Here is a 24,801-nt window from a genome sequence, read left to right as displayed (position 1 = left end):
CGGCCATGAGGGTTCTGGCAGGGGTGGTCACGGGTGTGGTGCTGGCCTTCCTAGGTCTGGGCAGCGCGACCGCGGCACCTGTTCCCGACGCGCCCGTCCAGCAGGAATCGACCCGGGACAACGGGCTCCAGGCCGCCGCGCGCAACGTCGAGCTGCGCAAGACGATCCCGGACACCGCGGGCGCGATCTCCATCAACTTCGTGCAGTACCGGCACCGCGACGTGATGTTCGTCAGCGGCACGTTCGGGCTCAAGACCTACGACGTCACCCGGCAGGACGAGCCGAAGTTGCTCGACCACCTGACCAAGAAGGAGTTGGCGCTGCCCGGGGACGACCCGGAGCAGCGCTTCTGGGAGAACGAGGACGTCACCGTCGACCCGAAGCGCAAGCTGGTGTTCCTGGCCCGCGAGCGCAGCGCGTTCGGCCGCCAGCCCGGCAACGAGCGCCCGACCGGCGTCTACATCATCTCCGCCGCCGACCCGGGCAAGCTGGAACTGCTGAACTTCGCGTCGATGGGCACCGGCCACATCACCACGTGCGTCAACGACTGCCAGTACCTGTGGACGACCGGTTACGACGGCACGCCGTCGACCGACCCGGACACCTACCGGCGGTCGGGCAAGGTGTTCGTCACCGACCTGCGCGACCCGCGCAACCCCAAGACGCTCACCACCTACGTGGACACCAAGCGCAACCAGGGTGAGACCCACATGACCCACGACGTCCAGGTGGACGCCGAGGGCGTCGCGTGGGTGGCGGGCACGGGGGGCACACGCGGCTACTACACGCGCGGGTGGCACAGGGACCCGTTGACGGGCCGGGTGCGCGAGGCGACCGCGTACGACCCGGTGCCCTACGCCGGCGGCGCGGCCCCGAAGCTGGACATGCCCACGTCGTTCTCGCACAACTCGTTCCGGCCCGTCGGGGACACGGTCGAGGACGGCCCCAGGCCGACCCGGGAGAACCCGGCGGGCAGCCTCCTGCTGCACACCGAGGAGGCCTTCGACTCGCCCACGTGCAAGGACCAGGGCCGGTTCGTGATCTCCTCGCTCCAGGGCTCGACCCGCGGCGAGTCGTGGCGGGCCACGCCGGACAAGCCCTTCACGCTCAAGACGGTCGGCGTGTGGAGCCCGGACGACCAGGAGGGCACCGTGCCCGGCCCGGACGTCTTCTGCTCGGCGCACTACTTCGACGTGCAGAAGCGGATCGTGGCCTACTCCTGGTACGAGCAGGGGACCCGGTTCCTGGACATCACCGACCCGACCAAGCCGATCCAGGTGGCCTACTGGCGGCCCGAGGGCGCGGTGTCGTGGGCCCCGTACTTCCACCGCGACCGGATCTTCGTGGCCGACTTCGGCCGTGGCGTGGAGGTGTTGAAGCTCACCAAGGGCGCGTACGACGCCCAGGAAACGCACACCAACGTGACCTTGAAGACGGAGCCGGTCAAGGAGTCCGCCCGCAACGCGGACAGCCCGCGCAAGCGCTTGCCGCTCGCGCCGGACCCGGATTACGGGTACGGCTGCCCGATGCTGCGCGGCGGTGGTTGCGGGGAGGGCTCGGCCTGCTGCTGAGGTGATGCCGGTGGGCGGTCGGCCCCGTTCGACGGGTCAGCCGCCCACCGCGCACAGCACCGCCGCCGAGCGCGGCCCGAGCCCGAGGCCGGCCGCGAGCGCCAGGTCCTCCGCCGTGTCCACGTCGTTGCGCAACGACGGCCACGGTCCCAGCAGCACCCGGGCGTCCGCCGCGTGCGCCTCCGCCGACCCGGGGCCGAACCTCGGGTCGAGGTCCCCGCCGGGCGCGGACAGCAGCAGCGTCGTCCCGGTGCCCTGCCGGTCGGGGCAGAACGCCCGCCCGTCCGCCGCCGCCAGCGCCAGCGCCAGCTCGTCGGTCCGCAGCGCGGGCAGGTCCGCCTGCAACGCGCCCACCACCGACCCCGGGTCGCGCCCGCGCAGCACCGCCGCGCCGAACCGCAGGGCCTCGTTGAGCCCCTCCGGCCCCGGGATCGACCCGACGCCCATCGCCCGCAGCCGCGCCGCCACCGCCCGGTCCTCGGTGATGGCCAGCACGCCGCGCACCACCGGCAGCGCGGCGGCGATGGTGTCCAGGGCGAACGCCAGCGCGAGCGCCGGCCGGTCGTCGGTCACCCCCACCAGCCGCGTCTTCGCCCGTTGCAGGGTCTTGACCGGCACCACCAGGTCCACATCGGCACGCACCCGGCCATACTCCCCGATGTCGACTGGACCCCGCCGCCCGTCGCGGTGAAGACTCCAGACGTCCTGAGGGTGACGAGAGGGAGAACACGTGGGCAGGGAGAAGGGCGGATTCTGGGTGGGGCTCGCCGCGGCGGTGTTCTACCCGTCGACCGCGCTGATGGCGCGGCGGCGCGACGAGGGTGGCGAGCACCTCCCGAAGACGGGCGGCGCGCTGGTCGTGATGAACCACGTGTCGCACCTGGACCCCGTGTACGACGCCGTCTTCACCCACCGGCAGGGCCGGGTCCCGCACTTCCTGGCCAAGCACAGCCTGTGGCAGGTCCCCGTGCTCGGCACCGTCATCAGGGGCGCGAAGCAGATCCCCGTCTACCGGGGCACCGCCGACGCCCAGCAGAGCCTGCGCGCCGCCCACGAGGCCCTGGAGCAGGGCCTGGTCGTGATCATCTACCCCGAGGGCACGATCACCCGCGACCCGGACGGCTGGCCGATGTCCTCGCGCACCGGCGTGGCCCGGCTCGCGCTGGCGCACGACGTGCCGGTCGTCCCGGCCGCCCGCTGGGGCACCCGCGACCTCTACGACCACTACCGCAAGGCGTTCCGGCCGTTCCCCCGCAAGACCGTGGTGACCAGGGTCGGCGCGCCGGTCGACTTGTCCGCGCACCGCGCCAGGCCGCAGTCCATCGCGGTGCTGCGCGAGGTGACCGACGTGCTCATGGGCGAGGTGAAGGGCCTGCTGGCCGACATCCGGCAGGAGACCGCGCCCGACGGCTTCTACGTGAAGAAGGTCTGACGTGGAGCGGGTCGCGGTGATGGGTGCGGGGTCGTGGGGCACGGCCTTCGCGAAGGTGCTGGCCGACTCGGGCACGGACGTCGTGCTGTGGGCGCGGCGGGCGGAGGTCGCCGACGAGATCACCCGGACCCGGGTCAACTCCGGCTACCTGCCGTCCACGACGCTGCCGGCGAACCTGGTGGCGACGCACGACCCGGACGCGGCGCTGGCCGGCGCGCGCGCCGTCGTGCTGGGCGTGCCGAGCCAGACGCTGCGGGCCAACCTCGCCGAGTGGCGCGCCGCGCTGCCCGCCGGCGCGACCCTGGTCAGCCTCGCCAAGGGGGTCGAACTGGGCACCCTCAAGCGGATGAGCGAGGTGGTCCGCGAGGTCGCCGGCGTGCCCGAGGACCAGGTCGCCGTGGTGTCCGGGCCGAACCTGGCCAAGGAGATCGCGGCCGAGCAGCCGACCGCCACGGTCATCGCGTGCACCGACCACGACCGGGCGGTCGCCCTCCAGCACGCGTGCTCGAACTCCTACTTCCGGCCCTACACCAACGTCGACGTGGTGGGCTGCGAGCTGGGCGGGGCGTGCAAGAACGTGATCGCGCTGGCCTGCGGGATGGCTGCCGGGCTCGGGTTCGGCGACAACACCATGGCCTCCATCATCACCCGCGGCCTGGCCGAGACCGCCCGGCTGGGCGCGGCGCTGGGCGCGGACCCGCTGACCTTCGCCGGCCTGGCCGGGCTGGGCGACCTGGTGGCGACGTGCGCGTCCCCGCTGTCCCGCAACCGGTCCTTCGGCGAGCGGCTGGGGCGCGGCGACACCGTGGCGCGGGCGCTGGAGGCCGCGCACGGCCAGGTGGCCGAGGGCGTGAAGTCGTGCTCGTCGATCCGGGAGCTGGCCGCGCGGATCGACGTGGACATGCCGATCACCGACGGCGTGCACCGGGTGTGCCACGACGGGCTGGACCCGCGTGCGCTCACGACGGCGTTGCTGGGCCGGGAGCGCAAGGCGGAACGGCAGTGAACCCGGAGTACGGGGACGGCACGCGGGTCGTGCACTCGGTGTCGGCGGGGCCGGGGGAGCCGTTCCTGGCGGGGCCGGTGTTCGCGTCGGCGTACCACCTGGGCGGCGCGGACACCTACGGCCGCACGCACAACCCGACCTGGCGCGCGCTGGAAGGCGCGCTGGGGTCGCTGGACGGCGGCGAGGCGGTGCTGTTCCCGTCCGGGATGGCGGCGATCTCGACGTTGCTCCGGGTCGTGCTGCGGCCCGGTGACACGGTCGTGCTGCCCTCGGACGGCTACTACCTGACCCGGAACCTGGTGGCCCAGCTCCCGGTGGAGGTGGTGGGAGTGCCCACCGCCGGGCCGTACCCGTCGTTCGACGGCGTGCGGCTGGTGCTGCTGGAGTCGCCGTCGAACCCCGGCCTGGACGTGTGCGACATCGCCGGGCTGGCCACCGCCGCGCACGCGGCGGGCGCGCTGGTGGCGGTGGACAACACGACCGCGACACCGCTGGGGCAACGGCCGTTGGAGCTCGGCGCGGACATCGTGGTGAGCAGCGACACCAAGGCCGTGGCCGGGCACAGCGACGTGCTGCTCGGGCACGTGTCCACAGTGGATCACGCGCTCGCGGAGGAGGTGCGGGCCGCGCGCTCGGTCGGCGGCGCGATCCCCGGGCCGTTCGAGGCGTGGCTGGCCCACCGCGGCCTGGGCACGCTGGACCTGCGGCTGACCCGGCAGGCGGAGAACGCGGCGGCGCTGCACGCGGCGCTGGAGGGCCGCCCGGAGGTGACCGGGCTGCGCTGGCCGGGTGCGCCGGGCGACCCGGCGTTCGCCGTGGCGTCGCGCCAGATGCGCCGCTTCGGCGGGGTGCTGACGTTCGCGCTGCGCGACGCCGACGCGGTCGCGGCGTTCCTGGGGCGCTCCCGGCTGGTGGCGGCGTCGACCAGCTTCGGCGGTCTGCACACCACGCTGGACCGGCGCGCGCAGTGGGGCGACCCGGTACCGGAGGGGCTGGTCCGGGTCTCGGCAGGGTGCGAGGACACCGCCGATCTCGTCGCCGACGTGCTGGGTTCACTCTGACGGGTGGAGGGCGTTCCAATTCGTGGGACGCGGTTGCTCCACCGGGGCGGCCCTGCCAGTCTCTCCGGCATGTCTTCCCGCGCTCTCCACGCCGGTCGGGGTCACATCGACCTCGGCCTGGCGGCCAGCGCGCTCTGTCCTTCCCGGTGATCGACCTGCGTCCCGCGGGCCCCTGACGCCCGCACCACCGCGTCGTCCCGAGAAGGAACCATGTTCGCCGTTCCGGAGAACACGATCGCCCTGCCCCAGTCGCACGCCGCGCTGCACCCCGTGCGGATCGCGCTCGACGTGGCGGCACGGCGGGAGCGCTGGGCCCACCTGCTGCGCTACGACCCCGACCGCCGCTTCTCCGCGCTGGTCGAGCGGACCGACGAGCAGGAGGTGTGGCTGATGAGCTGGTTGCCCGGCCAGTACACCGACCTGCACGACCACGGCCCGACCTCCGGGGCGTTCACGCTGGTCAGCGGCTCGCTGACGGAGATCGTGGCACCCGGCCGGACCCAGGTGCTGCACCACCTGACGGCCGGCCAGTCCCGGGTGTTCGGCCCCGACTACGTGCACCAGGTGCGCAACGACGGGCCCGACCCCACCGTCACGATCCACGTCTACCGCGACGGCGGGCGCACCATGCGGCCGTACCGGTTCGACCCGGTCGGCGGGGCTACCGCCGCTCGCTGACGTGCGCGGGCACGTCCCAGTCGCCGACCAGCAGCGGATCGGCCACCGGCTCGCCCCAGGACGTGCGCACCGGCAGGACGCCCGCCCACCGCGCGTTGGCGACGACGTCCTCGTCCTCGTCGCCGGGCGGGCCGGTGCGGATCTTCACCGACGCCTCGGCGAGGTCCAGCGCGAGCACGGACGTGGCGGCCAGCTCCTTGGGGGTGGGCAGCCGGGCGTAGTCCCAGGAACCGGGCGCGAGGTGGTCGGTGAGGACCTTCAGCGCGTGGGTCTTCGCGTCCGGGTCGGTCACCGGCACGGCGGTGCCGTGGACGACCGCGGCGCGGTAGTTCATCGAGTGGTCGAACACCGAGCGGGCGTAGACGACACCGTCGAGCAGGGTCACCGCCACGCACACCGGCACGCCGGTCGCCGCCTCGCGCAGGCTGCGCGCGCCGGTGGAGCCGTGCAGGTAGAGGGTGTCGCCGTCGCGGCCGTAGCCGGTGGGCAGGACCAGCGGCGCGCCGTCGACCACCACGGCGAGGTGGCACACGAGGGCGGCGTCGAGCACGGCGTGCAGGGCGTCCCGTTCGGTCACGGCGCGCTTGCTCCCGCGTTTGATCGTGCTGCGGGGCGTCGGTGACAGCGTCATGAGGTCAGCTTCCGGGGTAAAGTGGCATTCCTCAAGTGCCAATTACCAGGCTAACCGAGGAGACCACTTTGCCGGAGACCGCGCTCCCCGTGACCCTGGACCGCGATTCGGCCGAACCGCTGGCCGTGCAGTTGGCCGAGGCGCTGCGCGCGGCGGCGGGGGACGGGCGGCTGCGCAGCGGCGACCGGCTGCCGTCCACCCGGGCGCTGGCCGAGCGGCTCGGCGTCAGCCGGACCGTGACGGCGGCGGCGTACGAGCAGTTGCACGCCGAGGGCTGGATCGCCGGCCGGCACGGTTCGGGCACCTACGTGACGACCACCCCGCCCGGCTCGCTCAAGGGCCGGCCGCGCCGCGCCGCCGCGCCCGAGCCCGCCCCGGACGTGGTCGACTTCGCACCCGGCGCGCCGTGGGCCGAAGGGCTCGACCGGGCCGCGTGGCGGCGGGCGTGGCGTGCGGCGGCCGACTCGCTGCCGCTGTTCCGGCCCCAGCGCGCCGGGCTGCCCGAGTACCGCGCGGTGGTGGCCGAACACCTGCTGCGGCACCGCGGGCTGGCCGTGCGCGGCGGGCTGCGCGAGGAGCTGGTGCTGGCCACCGGCGGCACCACCGCCGCGCTGGTGGAGATCGCCGCCGCCGTGCTCGAACCGGGCGACGTGGTGGCCGTCGAGGAACCCGGCTACCAGCGGGCCGTCGGCGCGTTGCGGTCCGCGCGGATCAAGGTCGTCCAGGCACCCGTGGACGCCGAGGGGCTGCTGGTCGAAGGCGTGCCCGAAGGGGTGCGCGGGGTCTACTGCTCGCCCGCCCACCAGTACCCGATGGGCGGCCGGATGTCCGCCGCGCGCCGGGTCGCCCTCGTGGAACGCGCCCGGCGCGAGGGCTGGCTCGTCGTGGAGGACGACTACGACGGCGAGCTCCGCTACGACGTCGCGCCGCTGCCGCTGCTCGCCGCGCTCGCCCCGGACGTCGTCGTGCACCTGGGCACCACCAGCAAGATCCTCACCCCGACCCTGGGCGCGGGGTGGATGGTCGCGCCCGAGCCGATCGCCGCCGCCATCCTGGCCCACCGCGAGGCCACCGGCACCGCGCCGTCGGCCGCCGGGCAGCGCGTGCTGGTCGAACTCGCGCGGACCGGCGACCTGGGCCGGCACCTGCGCAAGCTCCGGCGCGAGCTGTCCGAGCGGCGGGCCCTGGTGGCCTCCGCGCTGGCCGCCGCCGGGGTGTCCGTGCTGGGCGACGACGCGGGCGCGCACGTGGTCGTGCTGCTGGCCGACGCCCAGTCCGAACGCGACCTGCTGGCCGCCGCCGAGGCGCGCGGGCTGCGCCTGGACGGGCTCGGCCGCCACCACGCCGCGCGCCCCAGGGTGTTCGGCGTCGCCATCGGGTACGGGGCGTGCTCGCGCGACCAGCTCACCGCCGCCCTGCCGGTGCTGGTGGAGCTGCTGAGTCCCGCCGTTGAGCCATCCGGGTAGGGTCGGAAACCATGACACGACGCAAGACCAGGGTCGCCGTGGTGTTCGGCGGGCGCAGCAGCGAGCACACGGTCTCCTGCCTGTCCGCCGGCAGCGTCCTCCCGCACCTGGACCGGGACCGGTTCGAGGTGGTGCCCGTGGGCATCACGCACGACGAGGGCCGGTGGGTGGTCGGCGCGGACGACACCCGCGCGTTGGAGGTCCGCGACCGCCGGCTGCCGACGGTCGACGCCCTGGTGCCGGTGTCCGGCGGCGAGCTCGTCCCGGTGACGCCCGACGAGGTGCTGGCCGACGTCGACGTGGTCTTCCCGGTGCTGCACGGCGCGTGGGGCGAGGACGGCACGATCCAGGGCCTGCTGGAACTCGCGTCGATCCCGTACGTGGGCCCCGGCGTGCTGGCGTCGGCGGTCGCCATGGACAAGGAGTTCACCAAGAAGCTGCTGCGCGACGCGGGCCTCCCGGTCGGCGAGTTCGCGGTGCTGCGCCGCGACCAGGAGACCCTGTCCGAGGCGGACCGCGAGCGCCTCGGCCTGCCGGTGTTCGTGAAGCCCGCCCGCGCCGGGTCGTCGGTCGGCATCTCGAAGGTGGTGGACTGGTCCCACCTGGACAGCGCGCTGGCGCTGGCCCGCAAGACCGACCCGAAGGTCATCGTCGAGGCCGCCGTGTCCGGGCGCGAGGTCGAGTGCGGCGTGCTGGAGTTCCCGGACGGCCGGGTCGAGGCGTCGTCGGCGGCGGAACTGCGCGTCGTCGGCGGCGCGGTCGACTGGTACGACTTCGACGCCAAGTACCTCGACGACGTGTGCGAGTTCGACCTCCCGGCGAAGCTGGACGACGGGGTGGCCGCCGCGCTGCGGGAGATGGCCGTGACGGCGTTCCGGGCGCTGGACTGCCAGGGCCTGGCGCGGGTCGACTTCTTCGTCACCGACGACGACGGGCTGGTCGTCAACGAGGTCAACACGATGCCGGGCTTCACCCCGATCTCGATGTACCCGCGCATGTGGGCGGAGACCGGCGTGGACTACCCGACCCTGCTGACCACCCTGGTCGAGACCGCCCTGGCCCGGGGGACCGGCCTGCGCTGACAACCCGGGTCCGCCGCGAGGCGGGCAGGCGGCGCGTGCCACGCGGGCACGCGCCGCCGGTGTCCTACGGGAGCCGCCAGTCGACGGGCTCGGCACCCTGCTCGACCAGCAGCTCGTTGGCCCGGCTGAACGGTCGGGAGCCGAAGAACCCGGCCGCCGCCGACAGCGGCGACGGGTGGGCCGACTCCACGCACGGGAACGGCTCCAGCACCGGCTTCAGGTTGCGGGCGTTGCGGCCCCACAGGATGGCCACGAGGGGTTCCTCGCGCGCCGCCAGCGCCTTGATCGCCTGCTCCGTCACGGCCTCCCAGCCCTTGCCCTGGTGGGAGTTCGACTTGCCCGGCTGCACGGTGAGCGCCCTGTTGAGCAACAGGACCCCCTGCCGCGTCCACGGGGTCAGGTCGCCGTTGGAGGGCTTGGGGTGGCCCAGGTCTTCCTGGTACTCGCGGTAGATGTTGGCCAGGCTCTTCGGGATCGGCCGGGTCTCCGGCGACACCGAGAAGCTCAGCCCCACCGCGTGCCCCGGTGTCGGGTACGGGTCCTGACCGACGATCAGCACCCGCACCTCGTGGAACGGCTGCTGGAACGCGCGCAGCACGTTCTCCCCGGCCGGCAGGTAGGTGCGGCCGGCGGCGACCTCCTCGCGGAGGAACTCGCCCATCTTCGCGATCTGCTCGGCGACCGGCGCGAGTGCCCGCGCCCAGCCGGTTTCCATGACTTCCTCAAGCGGACGTGCCACGAGCGGGGACCCTATCTCAGTCGAGGCGGCGCAGCTCTTCGCGGTAGGTCGAGATGTTGTCGACGTACTTGTCGACGGCGAACTGCCACGCGCCGTCGGGCACCTCGTAGCCCTCGCGGATTTTCGCCGGCACGCCCAGCGCCATCGACCGGGCCGGCACGTGGCCGTTGAACGACACCACCGCTCCCGCGCCGACGATCGCGCCGGTCTCCACCACGGAACCGTTGAGCACCACCGATCCCGACGCGATCAGGCACCGGTCGGCGATGGTCGCGCCCTCGATGTGCACGTTGTGCCCGATGACGCACTCCGCGCCGATCAGCGCCGGGTGCACCTCGGTGCAGTGCACGACCGTGCCGTCCTGGACGGACGTGCGCGCGCCGACCTCGATGCGGCCGTAATCGCCGCGCAGCACCGCCCTCGGCCACACGGACGCGTGCGCGTGGATGCGGACGTCGCCGATCACGGTCGCGTCGGGGTGCACGTACGCGTCCGGGTGGATCACCGGCTCGCGGTCGCCCAACGCGTAGATCGCCACCACTACCTCCTGGGGAGTTCCTTCGCGAAGCAGAGGCTCTGCGGATTTTCCCGGTAGAACCCGAAGTTGTCGATCCGCGCGTAGCCGCTGGACCGGTAGAGGCCGATCGCCTCGGGCTGCGGCTCCCCGGTCTCCAGCACCATGCGGGTGCGGCCCGCCGCCAGCGCCGACGCCTCCAGCCCGGCCAGGATGGCCCGGGACAACCCCTTGCCGCGCACCGAATCGGTCGTGTACATCCGCTTGATCTCGGCGTCGCCGGGGCGCAGCGAGTCGCGTGCCTCGTCGTGCGCCCGCCACCCGCCGCACGCGACCGGCACGTCGTCCAGGTAGCCGACGATGAAAGTGCCCAGCGGCGGGGCGAACTGGGCCGGGTCGACGGGCGTGTGGTCCTCGCCGCCGTAGCGCACGACGAAGACCTGCTGGAGCTCGGCGATCAGCTTCGCCGAGTCCGGATGGTCATACGCTCGCGTGAATAGTTCCACACCGGTCAGGTTACCTAGCGCCAGTGCTCCCAGCCAGGGGGTTTCTCGTACCCCCGGCCGTCGACGGTGACCCCGCCGCCGTGCCGCACCGTGCCGATCGTGCGCCACCCCTCGGGCACGGCGGCCGGCTCCGGGAACGTCGCGGCCAGCGCGTGGTCCTCGCCCCCGGTCAGCACCCAGTGCCGCGCGTCGGCCCCCAGCGCGGACGCGACGTCCAGCAGTCGCGGGTGGACCTCCAGCAGCTCGGTCCGGATGTCGATGCCGATGCCCGACTCCTCGGCGATGTGCCCCAAGTCGGCCAGCAGCCCGTCGGACACGTCGATCATCGCCGTCGCGCCGGCGGCGGCGGCCTGCGGCCCGGCGGCGTAAGGGGGTTCGGGGTTCCGCTGCGCCCCGACGACCGCCACCGGGGACCGGAACCCGCGCCCCAGCACGGCGAGCCCGCCGGCCGCCCACCCCAGCCGCCCGCACACCGCGACGACATCACCCACCTGGGCCCCCGACCGGGTGACCGGTTCGTAGCCGCCCAGGTCGCCCAGCGCCGTAACGGAGATCACCAGCGTCGCCGAGGACACCATGTCCCCGCCCACCACGCCCGCACCCGCGACGGCGGCCTCCTGCCACAGCCCGGCGGTGATGCCCTCGACCACGGCGGACGCCGTGTCCGGCGGGCAGGCCAGACCGATCAGCAGGGCCGTGGGCAGGGCACCCATGGCCGCCACGTCCGCCAGGTTCACGGCCGCCGCCTTGCGGCCCACCTGCTCGGGGGACGACCAGTCGAGTCTGAAGTGGACACCCTCCACGAGCACGTCGGTGGACACCACCACGCGCCCGTCCGGCGCGGCCACCACGGCCGCGTCGTCGCCGGGACCGAGCAGGGTGGTGGGCGGCTGCGTCCGACCTGCCGTCACCCGGCGGATGAGACCGAACTCACCCACTTCGGCGACCGTGTCCGCGTTCCGCGGCGGCTCCGGACGCAAGATTGCCTCCCGTTCTGAGCATTCGGAACCCCAACTGGGGTACGTTGCTGACCACGTTCCTACCCCGACCTAACCTGTCGCGACGAAGGGGCACGCCGTGGTCCACGCATACATCCTCATCCAGACCGAGGTCGGAAAGGCAGCCGCCGTGGCGGCCGAGATCTCCGGCATCCCCGGCGTGGCCACCGCGGAGGACGTCACCGGTCCGTACGACGTGATCGTCCGCGCCGAGGCCGACACCGTCGACCAGCTCGGCCAGCTCGTGGTGGCCCGCATCCAGAACGTCGAGGGCATCACCCGAACACTGACCTGCCCGGTGGTCCACCTGTAGGCCCGTGTTGTCATAGCCGGGTGGCACAGGAACCCGAACCCACGTCGCTACTGCCCCGACCGCTGCTCGCCGTCGCCATCGGCCTGCCGGCGCTCCTCGCGGCGGGCGTGGCCGCCGCCGGGCTGTTCCTCGGCACGGGCGGCTCGGACGCGACAACGGACTCGACGTCGGACCGCTCCGGTCCGCTCCCGCTGGTCCCCGTGCCCGCGCCCGCCGCCGAGTCGGCGGACTGCCAGGCGCTGCTGAGCAAGCTGCCGATGCAGCTCGTGTCCAACGGGGCCACGCTGCCCCGGCGCGAGCTGACCGCGCCCGCCCCGGCCGGCGCGGTGGCGTGGGGCGACGCGCGCCACGAGCCGATCGTGCTGCGGTGCGGTCTCGACCGGCCCGGCGACCTCACGCCGACGTCGGAGCTGCGCGGCATCTCCGACGTCCAGTGGCTGGTGCTGACCGAGGGCGGCAGCTCCACCTGGTACGTCGTGGACCGCCCGGCGTACGTGGCGCTCACCGTGCCGTCGGACGCGGGCACCGGCCCGTTGCAGGACATCTCCACCACCATTCGCGACACGCTGCCCGCCGTGCCCGTGGACACCCGGGGCTGACCGGACCCGCCACCCGCACCGGACCCGCCCGCAGCGGAGCCGGGCACCGGAAGCCTCCCCGAAACCCCGGCACGGCGGAAGGCCCCTGGAACGGGTTCCAGGGGCCTTCCGCAACGCTCAACCGGACGCGGTCTCAGCCGCGCACCACCTTGCCCGCCTTCAGGCACGAGGTGCAGACGTTCAGCCGCTGCCGCTGCGAAGAGGACACCTTCGCGCGCACGGTCTGGATGTTCGGGTTCCACCGGCGGTTGGTGCGCCGGTTCGAGTGCGAGACCGACTTGCCGAAGCCCGGCCCCTTGTTACAGACGTCGCACACGGCAGCCACGTCAGCCACTCCTTAAGGTTTATCCTCGGTACTCACGCCCCGGCGGGCGCGCAAGCGTGCACAAGCCTCAGCCGGGCATGGCAACCACGTCAGGGTAGCCGGTGGGTCGCGACGCCACCAAACCGGGTCGAATACCCTCCCGCCATGCAGGTACTCGATGCGGTCGCGGTCCGCCAGTGGGCGGACGCCTGCGTCCGTTCCCTGGACGCCAACCGCGAGGACATCGACCGCATCAACGTCTTCCCGGTCCCCGACGGCGACACCGGCACGAACCTGGCGCAGACCATGCGGTCCGCGCAGGACTCGCTGCTCAGGACCCCCGCGGCCTCCGTCGGGCAGGCGCTCGCGGCCCTCGCCCGGGGCGCGCTGGCCGGCGCGCGCGGCAACTCCGGCGTGATCCTGTCCCAGGTGCTGCGCGGCCTCGCGGAGGCCGCCCAGGGCGCGTCCACGGCCGGCGGCCAGGCGATCCGCAACGCCCTGCGCCGCGCCGACGAGCTCGCCACCGCCGCCGTCTCCCAGCCCGTGCCGGGCACCGTGCTCACCGTCCTGCACGCCGCCGCCGAAGCCGCCCGCGACTGCCGGTCGGACGCCCTGGACGACGTCGTCACCGCCGCCGCGCGGGCGGGTGCCGAAGCGCTCGCCGAGACCCCGCGCCACCTGGCCGTGCTGGCCCGCGCGGGCGTCGTGGACGCGGGCGGACGCGGGCTGGTCCTGCTGCTGGACGCGCTCGTCGCCGTGATCACCGGCCAGCCGCTGGAACCGGCCGCGCCGCCGAGCCCGGCGCGCACCGCCGAAGCCCTCACCACCGCCCGCGAAGCCGGCTCGGCCGAGTACGAGTACGAGGTCATGTACCTGCTCGACGGCTCGCCCGACGCGGACGCCCTCAAGCAGCGGCTCTCCGCGCTGGGCGACTGCGTCTCGGTGGTCGGCGACGGCGCGCGGCTGTGGACCGTCCACGTGCACTGCAACGACATCGGCGCGGCCATCGAAGCGGGCGTCGAGCAGGGCCGGCCGCACCGGATCATGGTCGCCCGGTTCGCCGACCAGTTCGCCGCCCAGGCACCCCGGTTCGTCCGCGACCGCGCGGTCGTCGTGCTGGTCGAGGGCGACGGCGCGAAGGAGCTGTTCCGGTCCGAGGGCGCGGTCGTCGCCGAACCCACCGACGACCCGGCCGACCTGCTGGCCGTCGTGGTGAGCACCCGCGCCCGGCACGTCACCGTGCTGCCCGGCGACCCGGACCTGCGCGCGCCGCTGGACGTGGTCGTCGCGCAGGCCGCCGAAGCCGGCCAGGACGTGGTCGTGGTGCCGACCTCCTCGCCGGTGCAGGCGCTGTCCGCGCTCGCCGTGCACGACGCGTCCCGCCGGCCCGGCGACGACGTGGTGGCGATGGCCGAGGCCGCCGCCGCGACCCGGCGCGGCGAGGTGAAGGTGTCCGAGCGCGAGGCGATCACCTGGGTCGGCCGCTGCCGTCCCGGCGACCTGCTCGGGATGCTCGACGGCGAGGTCGTGGCGATCGGACCCGGACCGGCCGACGTCGGCCCCCTGGCCCGGCTGCTGGTGGACCGGATGCTGGCCGGCGGCGGCGAACTGGTCACCGCGCTGCTCGGCGACACCGCGCCGGACGGCCTCGCCGAGGAGCTGGAGGAACACCTCCGCGTCGCCCATCCGGAGGTTGATCTGGCGGCATACCGGGGTGGACAGCCCGGCGCTGTCCTCATCGTCGGTGTCGAGTAGTTGAATAGGCCGGGATGACGACCTTCGACGAAAAACTGGTGTCGGTGCTGGGCAAGAAGAGCGCCGACGCGCTGGAGAGCGGCCTCGGGCTCACCACGGTCGGCGACCTGCTGCGGCACTACCCGCGACGGTACGACGAGCGCGGCGAGCTGACCGAGATCAAGGGGCTGGAGCTGGGCGAGCACGCGACCGTGCAGGCCCGGGTCAAGAGCGCCCGGCAGCGCCGGATGAAGAGCCGCAGCGGGGAACTGCTGGAGGCGGTGATCACCGACGGCTCGTCGGACCTGCACCTGGTGTTCTTCGGGCGCGGGTCGCGCACCGTCGAACGGGAGCTGCTGCCCGGCCGCGAGGCGATGTTCGCGGGCAAGGTCGGCATGTTCAACGGCAAGCTCCAGCTCGCCCACCCGGACTACCAGGTGCTCGACGAGCGGGACGACGGGAGCGTCGCCGATTTCGCGGGCGCGTTCATCCCGGTCTACCCGGCGGCGCAGGGGATCCAGTCGTGGAACGTGTCCAACTGCGTCGAGCAGGTGCTCGCGCTGTGGGACGGCGTGGCCGAGGACCCGCTGCCCGCCGAACTGCGCGCGGAACGCGGGCTCGTGGACCTGGAGAAGGCGCTGCGCGACATCCACCGGCCCGACGGCTGGGCCGCGATCACCGTGGCCCAGCAGCGGCTCAAGTGGGACGAGGCGATGGCCGTGCAGCTCGCCCTGGCCCAGCGCCGCCGGTCCGCGACCGCCCGCCCCGCGCCCGCGTGCCCACCCAGACCCGGCCTGGTGCGGGACGCGTTCGACGACCGGCTGCCCTTCGAGCTCACCGCCGGCCAGCGCGAGGTCGGCGAGCGGGTCTCCGCCGACCTGTCCGCCGAGCAGCCGATGAACCGCCTGTTGCAGGGCGAGGTCGGCTCCGGCAAGGCGCAGCCGCTGGACGCCCTGGTGCTCACGCCCGGGGGTTTCGTGGCGATGGGCGACCTCCGCGTCGGCGACGAGGTGATCACCCGGGACGGCACGCCCACCGAGGTGACCGGCGTGTTCCCGCAGGGCGAGCGCGAGGTGTTCCGGGTGGTGCTGTCGGACGGCAAGGCCGTCGAGTGCGACCTGGAGCACCTGTGGGCCACCCACGACGGCGAAGTGCGGACCCTGCGCGAGATCCGGGACGACCTGCTGCGCGACGACGGCCCATCCCGCTGGCGACTGCCGATGGTCGTCGCGCCGGACGTGGACTGCGTCGAGCTCGCCCCGGTCAAGGAGCGGCACGAACTGCTGCAAGGACTGCTCGGCACCGGCGGCGCGTGCGACGGGGTGGACGTCGTCTTCCGCACCGAGTCCGAGAACCTCGCCGAGTACGTCAGCGAGCTCGCCGAGTCGCTGGGCGGCACCGGTGTGGTCGGCTACGGCTACGAGCGGCACGAGGTCCTCGTCCGGCTGCCCGAGGAGTTCCCGCCGTTCCGGGACGCGCTGGACCGCACCGCGCCACCCGTCCGGTACATCGAGCGGGTCGAGTTCGTCGGCGTGAAGCCGGTGCAGTGCATCTCCGTCGACCACCCGTCCCGGCTGTACGTGACGGACCACTTCGTCGTCACCCACAACACGATGGTCGCGCTGCGGGCGATGCTCCAGGTCGTCGACGCCGGCCGGCAGGCCGCGATGCTCGCGCCCACCGAGGTCCTGGCCGCCCAGCACGCCCGCTCGCTGCGCGAGCTGCTCGGCGACCTCGGCCAGGCAGGCGAGCTGGGCGGTGCCGAGCACGCCACCCGGGTCACCCTGCTCACCGGCTCGATGCCGACCGCGCAGCGCAAGAAGGCACTGCTGGAGATCGTCACCGGCGAGGCCGGCGTGGTCGTCGGGACGCACGCCCTGATCCAGGACAAGGTCGAGTTCCACGACCTCGGCCTGGTCGTGGTCGACGAGCAGCACCGGTTCGGCGTCGAGCAGCGGGCCGCCCTGAGCGGCCGGGCCGGCGGGTCGACGCCGCACGTGCTGGTGATGACCGCGACCCCGATCCCGCGCACCGTCGCGATGACCGTCTACGGCGACCTGGAGGTCTCCGCGCTGCGCGAACTGCCGCAGGGCCGCTCGCCGATCAGCACCTCGGTGGTGCCGATGGCGGAGAAGCCCGCGTGGCTCGACCGGGCGTGGCAGCGCATCCGCGAAGAGGTCGACAAGGGCCACCAGGTGTACGTGGTCTGCCCGCGCATCGGCGACGGCGAGGCCGAGGACCCGTCCGGCGACGAACCGCCCAAGGACGACACGTCCGACCGCCGACCGCCGCTGGCCGTCGTGGACGTGGCGCAGCGCCTGGCCGAAGGCCCGTTGCGGGGGCTGCGCGTCGACGTCCTGCACGGCCGGATGCCGTCGGACGACAAGGACGCCGTGATGCGGGCGTTCGCGGGCAACGAGATCCAGGTCCTGGTCGCCACCACCGTGGTCGAGGTCGGCGTGAACGTGCCGAACGCCACCGTCATGGTGATCATGGACGCCGACCGCTTCGGCGTCAGCCAGCTCCACCAGCTACGCGGCCGGGTCGGCCGGGGCAGCGCGCCCGGCCTGTGCCTGCTGGTGACCGAGATGCCCGAGGGCACCGCCACGATGGCCCGGCTGCGGGCCGTGGAGTCCACCCTGGACGGGTTCGAACTCGCCCAACTGGACCTGGAACTGCGCCGCGAGGGCGATATCCTCGGCGCGGCCCAGTCGGGTACCCGCTCGGGCCTGAAGATGTTGTCGCTGCTGCGCGACGAGGACGTGATCGCCGAAGCCCGGGTCGTCGCGACCCAGGTCGTGGACACCGACCCGGAACTGGCCGCGCACCCCGGCCTGGCGTCGCTGGTGGCCGGCCTGCTCGACGAGGAACGGGCGGAATACCTGGAGAAGGCCTAGATGCGCGCACTGACGCCGACCCGGAGCCGGGCCCCGGAACTGACGCGGGCGAGGGAGGAAGCACGCGCCCTGCGCGCCGCCCGCCCCGACGTCCGCGACAAGGTCGTCCGGTCGCTGCTGCCGACCTGGCTGGCCAAGCAGTACCTGTCGTCGCTGAAGCGGGCGGGCGCGGCCATGTCGGTGGCGGCGCTCGCGTCGTACGCCGCCAACCTGAACGCCCCCTGGTACCACCACGTGGTCGACGTCCTGCTGCTGACGCTCGGCCTGGCCACGCTGTGGGGCGTCGGGGTCGAGATCCGCACCCGCCGGGTCGAGGCGACCAGGCTGCGCGAACACGGCCCCGACGAGTACGACACCCTGGAGGACGCGGGCGTCCGCGTGACCACCAGGCCGTGGTGGCGAAACCTGCTGGGCCGGCTGTTCGACCTGGCGGTACTGGCCCTGCCGGTGCTGGTGGCCGTGCGGACGTGGTCGGACGGCGACTGGCTCGGCGGCCTCGCGGCCGTCGTCGCGGTGTCCTGCGTGGTGGCCGCCACGGTGTACTACCTGCGCGCCGCGCACGAGCGCGGCCGGTGGCGGCAGGACTTCCTGATCCAGGAGCGCCTCACCCTCCCGCCGGTCCGCGACGAATGGCAGATCCTCCTGGGCTGACCCCCCACCCACCGCCCATCGGACCGACCCGCCCGGTCAGACCGGCGGTCGCCCGACCGGGCTCGGGTATCGTCGCCGTACTGTGCGCCGCCTGCTGCTCGCCCTGACCTCGTCCGCGCTGGTCCTGTCCGCGCTGGTCGCGTGCACGCCCGCAGCGAGCGAGCCGCCCCCGCCGAGCTCACCGCCCAAGGGCGACCTGGCCGTGCTCGCCGAGCGCCTCGACCAGCGCCGGGCCGAACTCAAGACCGCCCGCTTCCACACCGAGGGCTTCGCCTCGGACGGCGGTGCCACCGAGGTCCGCAGCACCGTCGACGGCACCCTGCGCCAGGACCCGGAGGGCATCACCGGCTCGATGGCCATGCAGATGTCCACCGGCGGCCAGACCCGCAAGATGGACATGGTCATGACCCGCGACGGCCTCTACCTGCACGTCGACGGCGCACCCATGCCCGAGGGCAAGAAGTGGGGCTTCTACACCCGCCGGAACAGCGGCGAGGTGGACGGCCTCCTGCGCGGCTTCGGCCCGGGAGCGACGGTCGGCGCGGAACTCGACTACGTCCAGCCCCGCGCCGCGCTGATCGTGAACCGGGCCGCCGAGCAGCTCGACGACACCCGGACCACCCGCTACGAACTCGTGGTCGACCCGCTGAAGATGGCGAAGGTCATCGAGGACCCGGACATCCAGCTCCAGCACACCCAGCTCGCCGAATTCGGCATCACCATCCGAGCGACGGTGTGGGTGGACGACAGCGGAGCGCCCCGGCAGGCCGAGTACCGCTTCGAGCAGGACGGCAAGGTCGTCAAGCAGTCGACCACCCGCTTCACCGAGTGGGGCGGGCGGTTCGACTTCCCGACGCCCTCACCCACCGAAGTCGTCCCCGCCGAACAACTCCCGAAGTAACCCGGCCGCACCGGGTCGGCCGCGCCACCCGCCGCCGGCGGGTGTCAGTCGGTGCGGGGGACCGGCAGTTGCCTGGTCGGCTGCTCGCCGTCCGCGTCGGACCCGCCGCCGACCTTGCTGTCGACCTTGCCGTCCGGCTTGCTGTCGACCTTGCCGTCCGGCCTGCCGTCGACCTTGCCGTCGGGTCGGCTGTCGGACCGCGTGTCGGGCTCGTCGTCGTTGTCCGACTCGCCGTCCACCGGCACCAGGGACGCCACCGCCTTGGCCACCGCGTCCTGAACGGCGGTGAACTGCTCGGACAGCGCCTTGCGCACGGTGTGCAGTTCGGTCAGCTTCTGATCGGCGGCCGTGGTCCGGCGGTCGGCGTGCGCGTCGGCGTCGGCGATCGTCTTCTCGGCCCGGGCGTCGGCCTCGGCCGTGGTCTGCTCCGCGTAGCTGTTCGCGTCCGCGACGGTCTTCTCCGCCTTGGCCAGCGACTCCGCTTCCAGCTCCGCGATCTGCTTGTCCGATTCGGCGCGCAGCGCGTCGACCTCGGCCCGCGCGGCCTCCAGCAGCCGCGCCGCCTCGGCCTTGGCCTCGGTGACGTGCCCCTCGTGCTCCTTGCGGAGCGTGGTGCGCAGCTCGTCGTACTCCTTGTCCAGGTCGTCGTGGTAGCCCTGGTACTTGGCGTCCAACTCGACCCGGCGTTCGTCCAGCGCCGTGCTCCTGGCCTCGAACTCGGCCGACACCCGGTCGTGCTCGGCCCGGGTCTCGGCGAGCAGCGCCTCGTGCTCGGCGGTCAGCTTGGTCCGGAGCTCCTCGTGCGACCGCTCCAACTCGGCCAGGCGGTCCTGGTACTTCTGCTCCAGCTCACCCGACCGCTTCTGGTAGCTCGCCTCCAACTGCCGGTGGCGCGCTTCGAGGTCGTTCATCGCCCGCTGGTGCGCCGCCCGGCCCTCGGTCGCGAACCGCTCGGCCTCCGCACGGGTCGCGTTGGCCTGGTCGAGCGCACCCTTGCGGATGTCGGCGATCTCCTCCTCGGCCAACGTCATCATCACGCGGACGCGGTCGGTGACGTTCGACGCGCTGACCGGGCTGGACGCGAGGTTGCCGAGCTGTGCCTTGACCTTGTCGAGCTCGGCGCGGGTGGTGCCGAGGAGCTTGCTGAGCTCGGCGACCTGAGCGGCGGTGGCGTCGCGTGATCTGTTGGAGTTCTTGAGGTCGAACTCCAGGCGCGTTACCCGCTCGTTGACCTGTTTCTGGTTGTACCCGCGCAGAACAATGTCGAAGTGGGTGCGGGCAGCAGGCTGCCCAGTCCCTTCAGCCCCGGCCATATGTCCAACCCTACCGAGAAGTCGATACGGTCCGTCACCCGATACAGCGAACGCACTGTAACGGCTCAGTGATTGTCCGCTCTCGGCAGCGAGCCGGCCACTTGATGATGAGAGGCCCCCTGACCTGGGGACTTCCGATCACCCCGGCCCTCCGGTCGGCCCTGGTCGCGGGTAGCGCCCCGGCCCTCTGTCACCCACTTGGCGGGTCGAGCAGTGGTCGAGCTAACGGTGGTCGGGCGGGCCCGGCAGTCCGGGCGGGACTCAGGGACGCGGACATCCGACCCCCGGGGTGGTAGCGGACGGTGATGTGAGGGGTGGCGACGTGCCGGCGGGAGGTGTGGCGGCGGTGGGTGCGACGGCAGAAGGTGCGACGGCAGAGGGGTGGTGCGCCGCGCGTCCGATCGGTACGCCCTGACCGGTCGGAGGCGCGGCGGCGCGCCCACTTGCCGTGGGGGTTTCGGGCACCTGGCCCGACGGGTGGCTCGGACGGCGCGGGTCGGACCTCGGGGCGTTCGAGGGCGACTCCACCGCACTGGCTCTCGCTGTCATGCACATCTCCTCTCGGTCGGATCGGGTGTCGGCGGCAGGTGGGGCGTGCCCGTCAATTGTCGAACAGGAGTTCGATCGCCGGCAAGATCACTTTCGGGTGAACGGCCCGCGGACCCCCGGCTGACCGGAAATGTGAGTGTGAGCCCGCCGTCAGGGGGCTGCGCCGAGGCCGCGCGCAAGGGACAATCCACGGGCCGCGCCCCAGGTCGGACCGCCCTTGACCGGGTGAGTGAACGATCACGATGACGTCCGTCACGTGAGATGGAGCTCCCGAGGGGCGGGACACGCACGGTAACGTGCCTTGATTGACCGCCGAGTGACCTGGGAGGGAACGCCGAATGTTCCGCAAGGTTCTTGTCGCCAACCGCGGCGAGATCGCGATCCGGGCTTTTCGCGCTGCCTACGAGCTGGGCGCCGGCACGGTTGCCGTCTTTCCTCACGAGGATCGCAATTCACTGCACCGGCTGAAGGCCGACGAGTCCTACGAGATCGGCGAGCCCGGCCACCCCGTGCGCGCGTACCTGTCCGTGGACGAGATCATCAAGGCGGCCCGCCGGGCCGGCGCGGACGCGATCTACCCCGGCTACGGCTTCCTGTCGGAGAACCCCGAGCTGGCCCAGGCCTGCGCCGAGGCCGGGATCACGTTCGTCGGTCCGCCCTCGGACGTGCTGGAGCTGACCGGCAACAAGGCGCACGCCATCGCCGCCGCCCGGGAAGCGGGTCTGCCGGTGCTCCGGTCCAGCGCGCCGTCCAGCGACGTCGACGTCCTGCTCCAGGCCGCCGAGGGCATCGACTTCCCGGTGTTCGTGAAGGCCGTCGCCGGTGGTGGTGGTCGCGGCATGCGCAAGGTGGACGAGCCCGCCGCGCTCCGCGAGGCGCTGGAAGCGGCCTCCCGCGAGGCCGAGTCGGCGTTCGGCGACCCCACCGTGTTCCTCGAACAGGCCGTGGTGGAGCCCCGCCACATCGAGGTGCAGATCCTCGCCGACGGCGAGGGCAACGTGATGCACCTGTTCGAGCGCGACTGCTCGGTCCAGCGCCGGCACCAGAAGGTCATCGAGATCGCGCCCGCCCCGAACCTCGCCCCGGAGCTGCGGGACCGCATGTGCGCCGACGCGGTGAAGTTCGCCCGGCACATCGGCTACCGCAACGCGGGCACCGTCGAGTTCCTCCTGGACCCGCGCGGCAACTACGTCTTCATCGAGATGAACCCCCGCATCCAGGTGGAGCACACGGTCACCGAAGAGGTCACCGACGTCGACCTCGTGCAGTCGCAGATGCGCATCGCGTCCGGCGAGTCCCTGGACGACCTCGGGCTCAGCCAGGACACCGTGCACCTGCGCGGCGCGGCCCTCCAGTGCCGCATCACCACCGAGGACCCGGCCAACGGCTTCCGCCCCGACACCGGCATGATCAGCGCTTATCGCTCGCCGGGCGGTTCGGGCATCCGGCTGGACGGCGGCACGACGGGCTCGGGCACCGCGATCGGCGCGCACTTCGACTCCATGCTGGTGAAGCTGACCTGCCGGGGGCGCACGTTCTCCGCCGCCGTGGCGCGGGCCCGCCGGGCGGTCGCCGAGTTCCGCATCCGGGGCGTCTCCACCAACATCCCGTTCCTCCAGGCGGTCCTGGACGACAAGGACTTCTACGAGGGCCGCGTCACCACGTCGTTCATCGAGAAGCGCCCGCACCTGCTCACCGCCCGGCACTCCGCCGACCGCGGCACGCGGCTGCTGACCTACCTCGCGGACGTGACGGTGAACCTGCCGAACGGCGCGCGCCCGGCTGCCGTGGACCCGAAGGACAAGCTGCCGCACCTCGACCTGTCGGTCGAGCCGCCGGCGGGTTCCAAGCAGAAGCTCACCGAGCTGGGCCCGGAGGGCTTCGCGCGGTGGCTGCGGGAGTCCACGGCGCTCGGGGTCACCGACACGACGTTCCGCGACGCGCACCAGTCGCTCCTGGCGACCCGCGTGCGCACCAAGGACCTGCTCGCCGTAGCGCCGCACGTGTCGCGTCTTACGCCGCAGTTGCTGTCCCTTGAGGCGTGGGGCGGTGCGACGTACGACGTGGCGCTGCGGTTCCTCGCCGAAGACCCCTGGGAGCGTCTTGCCGCGCTGCGGGAGGCCGTACCCAACATCACGCTCCAGATGCTGCTGCGCGGACGCAACACGGTGGGCTACACGCCCTACCCGGAAGCCGTGACCAACGCGTTCGTCGAAGAGGCGACCAAGACCGGCATCGACATCTTCCGCATCTTCGACGCCTTGAACGACGTCGAGCAGATGCGGCCGGCGATCGAGGCCGTGCGGGAGACCGGGACCGCTGTCGCCGAGGTGGCGCTGTGCTACACGGCCGACCTGTCCAACCCGGACGAGCGCCTGTACACGCTCGACTACTACCTGAAGCTGGCCGAACAGATCGTCGGCGCGGGTGCGCACGTGCTCGCCGTGAAGGACATGGCGGGCCTGTTGCGCCCGCCGGCCGCCGCACGGTTGGTCACCGCGTTGCGCAAGGAGTTCGACCTCCCCGTGCACCTGCACACGCACGACACGGCGGGCGGTCAGTTGGCGACGTACCTGGCGGCCATCCAGGCCGGTGTGGACGCGGTGGACGGCGCTGCGGCGTCGATGGCGGGCACCACGTCCCAGCCGCCGTTGTCGGCGATCGTGGCGGCCACGGACTACACCGAGCACGAGACCGGCCTGGACCTCCAGGCGGTGTGCGACATCGAGCCGTACTGGGAGGCCGTGCGCAAGGTGTACGCGCCGTTCGAGTCCGGCATCCCGGGCCCGACCGGTCGCGTCTACCACCACGAGATCCCCGGTGGCCAGCTCTCGAACCTCCGCACCCAGGCGGTGGCGCTCGGCCTCGGCCAGAAGTTCGAGGAGATCGAGGCCATGTACGCCGCGGCCGACCGGATGCTGGGCCGGCTGGTGAAGGTGACGCCGTCCTCCAAGGTCGTCGGCGACCTGGCGCTGCACCTGGTGGGCGCGGGCGTGTCGCCGAAGGACTTCGAGGCCGAGCCGAACAAGTTCGACATCCCGGCGTCGGTGGTCGGGTTCCTGTCCGGTGAGCTGGGCGACCCGCCCGGCGGCTGGCCGGAGCCGTTCCGCAGCAAGGCGTTGCAGGGCCGGGCCGCACCCAAGGGCGTGGCGGAGCTGACCGACGAGGACCGCGAGGGCCTGGCGAAGTCCCCCCGCGCGACGCTGAACCGCCTGCTGTTCCCCGCGCCGACCAAGGAGTTCCAGGCGCACCGGGACGCGTACGGCGACACCAGCGTGCTGCGCAGCAAGGACTTCTTCTACGGCCTGCGGCCGGGCGAGGAGTACTCGGTCGACCTGGAGCCCGGCGTGCGGCTGCTGATCGGCCTGGAGGCGATCGGCGAGGCCGACGAGCGCGGTATGCGCACCGTCATGGCGACGCTCAACGGCCAGCTCCGGCCGATCCAGGTGCGCGACCGCTCGATCGCGGCCGAGGTCCCGGTGGCGGAGAAGGCGGACCGCGCCAACCCGGGTCACGTGGCCGCGCCGTTCGCGGGTGTGGTCACCCCGAATGTCGAGGAGGACGAGCAGGTCGACGTCGGGCAGACGGTGGCGACGATCGAGGCCATGAAGATGGAGGCCGCGATCACCGCGCCGAGGGCCGGTCGGGTCAAGCGCCTCGCCGTGCGCGGCGTGCAGCAGGTGGAAGGCGGCGACCTGCTGATCGTGCTCGAATAGCGTTTCCGCGCGTACGGGCCGGGCATCCCACGGGGGTGTCCGGCCTGTAGTGCGTCTTACGCGAGCTGTTCGGCGTCGCGGTGCACCGTTGTGCGTCGCGTGGGCCTTCGACGCAGCCCGGCGCTGGTCCGGTGATCGGT

22 protein-coding genes are annotated in these 24,801 nt (G+C 73.0%); 14 read left to right on the top strand and 8 right to left on the bottom strand.

Going from position 1 to position 24,801, the window contains the following annotated elements; translation table 11 throughout:
- The first annotated feature begins 5 nt into the window (after nt 1-5).
- Complete coding sequence (locus tag AB0G01_RS14680; protein WP_360944662.1) at nt 6-1,571, top strand: hypothetical protein; 1,566 nt, start codon at nt 6-8, stop codon at nt 1,569-1,571.
- 36 nt (nt 1,572-1,607) lie between these two features.
- Here AB0G01_RS14680 and cofC read toward each other — a convergent pair whose 3' ends face one another.
- Entirely contained in the window at nt 1,608-2,213 is a 606-nt protein-coding gene (gene cofC / locus AB0G01_RS14675; protein WP_360944659.1) for a 2-phospho-L-lactate guanylyltransferase, read from the bottom strand.
- 88 nt (nt 2,214-2,301) lie between these two features.
- Between cofC and AB0G01_RS14670 the strand changes: the two genes are divergently transcribed.
- The 4 genes from AB0G01_RS14670 to AB0G01_RS14655 all read left to right on the top strand — a co-directional run bounded on the left by AB0G01_RS14670 (nt 2,302) and on the right by AB0G01_RS14655 (nt 5,748).
- The gene (locus tag AB0G01_RS14670; protein WP_360944656.1) at nt 2,302-3,003 is read left to right on the top strand and encodes a lysophospholipid acyltransferase family protein; all 702 of its coding nucleotides are present in this window, start codon (nt 2,302-2,304) and stop codon (nt 3,001-3,003) included.
- A gap of 19 nt (nt 3,004-3,022) precedes the next feature.
- Nucleotides 3,023-4,009, top strand: coding sequence for an NAD(P)H-dependent glycerol-3-phosphate dehydrogenase (locus AB0G01_RS14665; protein WP_360945271.1), 987 nt, complete (start codon nt 3,023-3,025; stop codon nt 4,007-4,009).
- Complete coding sequence (locus tag AB0G01_RS14660) at nt 4,006-5,070, top strand: cystathionine gamma-lyase (protein WP_360944653.1); 1,065 nt, start codon at nt 4,006-4,008, stop codon at nt 5,068-5,070. Before AB0G01_RS14665 ends, AB0G01_RS14660 begins: the two co-directional genes overlap by 4 nt.
- 210 nt (nt 5,071-5,280) lie before the next feature.
- Nucleotides 5,281-5,748, top strand: a complete 468-nt coding sequence (locus AB0G01_RS14655) for a cysteine dioxygenase family protein (RefSeq protein WP_360944650.1) — start codon at nt 5,281-5,283, stop codon at nt 5,746-5,748.
- Here AB0G01_RS14655 and AB0G01_RS14650 read toward each other — a convergent pair.
- Nucleotides 5,732-6,379, bottom strand: coding sequence for a pyridoxamine 5'-phosphate oxidase family protein (locus AB0G01_RS14650; protein ID WP_360944647.1), 648 nt, complete (start codon nt 6,377-6,379; stop codon nt 5,732-5,734). The genes AB0G01_RS14655 and AB0G01_RS14650 overlap by 17 nt on opposite strands.
- A 68-nt stretch (nt 6,380-6,447) precedes the next feature.
- On the opposite strand from AB0G01_RS14650, the gene AB0G01_RS14645 reads away from it, so the two are divergent.
- Both AB0G01_RS14645 and AB0G01_RS14640 read left to right on the top strand, forming a co-directional pair.
- Entirely contained in the window at nt 6,448-7,845 is a 1,398-nt protein-coding gene (locus AB0G01_RS14645) for a PLP-dependent aminotransferase family protein (RefSeq protein WP_360944644.1), read from the top strand.
- An 11-nt stretch (nt 7,846-7,856) separates the two neighbouring features.
- On the top strand, nt 7,857-8,927 hold the full coding sequence (locus tag AB0G01_RS14640; RefSeq protein ID WP_360944641.1) for a D-alanine--D-alanine ligase family protein: 1,071 nt from the start codon (nt 7,857-7,859) through the stop codon (nt 8,925-8,927).
- A 64-nt stretch (nt 8,928-8,991) separates the two neighbouring features.
- On the opposite strand, the gene AB0G01_RS14635 is transcribed toward AB0G01_RS14640, so the two are convergent.
- The 4 genes from AB0G01_RS14635 to AB0G01_RS14620 are packed head-to-tail and all read right to left on the bottom strand — an operon-like array spanning nt 8,992 to nt 11,666.
- The gene (locus AB0G01_RS14635; protein ID WP_360944638.1) at nt 8,992-9,666 is read right to left on the bottom strand and encodes a uracil-DNA glycosylase; all 675 of its coding nucleotides are present in this window, start codon (nt 9,664-9,666) and stop codon (nt 8,992-8,994) included.
- Between the two features lie 16 nt (nt 9,667-9,682).
- Nucleotides 9,683-10,204 carry a gamma carbonic anhydrase family protein gene (locus AB0G01_RS14630; protein WP_360944636.1) on the bottom strand — a complete coding sequence of 174 codons (522 nt, stop codon included), beginning with the start codon at nt 10,202-10,204 and terminating at the stop codon, nt 9,683-9,685.
- Between the two features lie 2 nt (nt 10,205-10,206).
- Nucleotides 10,207-10,686 carry a GNAT family N-acetyltransferase gene (locus AB0G01_RS14625; RefSeq protein ID WP_360944633.1) on the bottom strand — a complete coding sequence of 160 codons (480 nt, stop codon included), beginning with the start codon at nt 10,684-10,686 and terminating at the stop codon, nt 10,207-10,209.
- A gap of 14 nt (nt 10,687-10,700) precedes the next feature.
- Nucleotides 10,701-11,666 (bottom strand): thiamine-phosphate kinase, encoded by a 966-nt coding sequence (locus AB0G01_RS14620; protein WP_360944630.1) that lies wholly within the window; start codon nt 11,664-11,666, stop codon nt 10,701-10,703.
- Nucleotides 11,667-11,763: 97 nt separating this feature from the next.
- Between AB0G01_RS14620 and AB0G01_RS14615 the strand changes: the two genes are divergently transcribed.
- On the top strand, nt 11,764-11,997 hold the full coding sequence (locus AB0G01_RS14615; RefSeq protein ID WP_015104517.1) for an Lrp/AsnC ligand binding domain-containing protein: 234 nt from the start codon (nt 11,764-11,766) through the stop codon (nt 11,995-11,997).
- Between the two features lie 20 nt (nt 11,998-12,017).
- Nucleotides 12,018-12,596, top strand: coding sequence for a DUF3515 domain-containing protein (locus tag AB0G01_RS14610; RefSeq protein WP_360944627.1), 579 nt, complete (start codon nt 12,018-12,020; stop codon nt 12,594-12,596).
- A gap of 133 nt (nt 12,597-12,729) precedes the next feature.
- Here AB0G01_RS14610 and rpmB read toward each other — a convergent pair whose 3' ends face one another.
- Nucleotides 12,730-12,921, bottom strand: coding sequence for a 50S ribosomal protein L28 (gene rpmB / locus AB0G01_RS14605; RefSeq protein WP_360944624.1), 192 nt, complete (start codon nt 12,919-12,921; stop codon nt 12,730-12,732).
- 144 nt (nt 12,922-13,065) lie between these two features.
- Here rpmB and AB0G01_RS14600 point away from each other — a divergent pair, with 144 nt between their 5' ends.
- The 4 genes from AB0G01_RS14600 to AB0G01_RS14585 all read left to right on the top strand — a co-directional run bounded on the left by AB0G01_RS14600 (nt 13,066) and on the right by AB0G01_RS14585 (nt 19,083).
- Nucleotides 13,066-14,655, top strand: a complete 1,590-nt coding sequence (locus AB0G01_RS14600; RefSeq protein WP_360944621.1) for a DAK2 domain-containing protein — start codon at nt 13,066-13,068, stop codon at nt 14,653-14,655.
- A gap of 14 nt (nt 14,656-14,669) precedes the next feature.
- Nucleotides 14,670-17,531 (top strand): helicase-related protein, encoded by a 2,862-nt coding sequence (locus AB0G01_RS14595; protein ID WP_360944618.1) that lies wholly within the window; start codon nt 14,670-14,672, stop codon nt 17,529-17,531.
- On the top strand, nt 17,532-18,182 hold the full coding sequence (locus AB0G01_RS14590; RefSeq protein WP_360944615.1) for a hypothetical protein: 651 nt from the start codon (nt 17,532-17,534) through the stop codon (nt 18,180-18,182).
- 82 nt (nt 18,183-18,264) lie between these two features.
- Complete coding sequence (locus AB0G01_RS14585) at nt 18,265-19,083, top strand: hypothetical protein (RefSeq protein ID WP_360944612.1); 819 nt, start codon at nt 18,265-18,267, stop codon at nt 19,081-19,083.
- 44 nt (nt 19,084-19,127) lie between these two features.
- On the opposite strand, the gene AB0G01_RS14580 is transcribed toward AB0G01_RS14585, so the two are convergent.
- Nucleotides 19,128-20,396 (bottom strand): hypothetical protein, encoded by a 1,269-nt coding sequence (locus AB0G01_RS14580; protein ID WP_360944609.1) that lies wholly within the window; start codon nt 20,394-20,396, stop codon nt 19,128-19,130.
- An 887-nt stretch (nt 20,397-21,283) separates the two neighbouring features.
- On the opposite strand from AB0G01_RS14580, the gene AB0G01_RS14575 reads away from it, so the two are divergent.
- Nucleotides 21,284-24,661, top strand: coding sequence for a pyruvate carboxylase (locus AB0G01_RS14575; protein WP_360944606.1), 3,378 nt, complete (start codon nt 21,284-21,286; stop codon nt 24,659-24,661).
- The last annotated feature ends 140 nt before the right edge of the window (nt 24,662-24,801 follow it).

Source organism: Actinosynnema sp. NPDC023587, assembly GCF_040640215.1.
Classification (GTDB): Bacteria; Actinomycetota; Actinomycetes; order Mycobacteriales; family Pseudonocardiaceae; genus Actinosynnema.
The sequence above is the reverse complement of the archived record's forward strand: the minus strand, read 5'-3'. Positions and strand labels throughout refer to the sequence as shown.

Coding starts and splice junctions, on each gene's coding strand:
- AB0G01_RS14680 (WP_360944662.1), top strand. CDS start 6: ATGAGGGTTCTGGCAGGGGTGGTCACGGGTGTGGTGCTGGCCTTCCTA.
- AB0G01_RS14665 (WP_360945271.1), top strand. CDS start 3,023: ATGGGTGCGGGGTCGTGGGGCACGGCCTTCGCGAAGGTGCTGGCCGAC.
- AB0G01_RS14655 (WP_360944650.1), top strand. CDS start 5,281: ATGTTCGCCGTTCCGGAGAACACGATCGCCCTGCCCCAGTCGCACGCC.
- AB0G01_RS14650 (WP_360944647.1), bottom strand. CDS start 6,379: ATGACGCTGTCACCGACGCCCCGCAGCACGATCAAACGCGGGAGCAAG.
- AB0G01_RS14640 (WP_360944641.1), top strand. CDS start 7,857: ATGACACGACGCAAGACCAGGGTCGCCGTGGTGTTCGGCGGGCGCAGC.
- AB0G01_RS14600 (WP_360944621.1), top strand. CDS start 13,066: ATGCAGGTACTCGATGCGGTCGCGGTCCGCCAGTGGGCGGACGCCTGC.
- AB0G01_RS14595 (WP_360944618.1), top strand. CDS start 14,670: ATGACGACCTTCGACGAAAAACTGGTGTCGGTGCTGGGCAAGAAGAGC.
- AB0G01_RS14590 (WP_360944615.1), top strand. CDS start 17,532: ATGCGCGCACTGACGCCGACCCGGAGCCGGGCCCCGGAACTGACGCGG.
- AB0G01_RS14580 (WP_360944609.1), bottom strand. CDS start 20,396: ATGGCCGGGGCTGAAGGGACTGGGCAGCCTGCTGCCCGCACCCACTTC.
- AB0G01_RS14575 (WP_360944606.1), top strand. CDS start 21,284: ATGTTCCGCAAGGTTCTTGTCGCCAACCGCGGCGAGATCGCGATCCGG.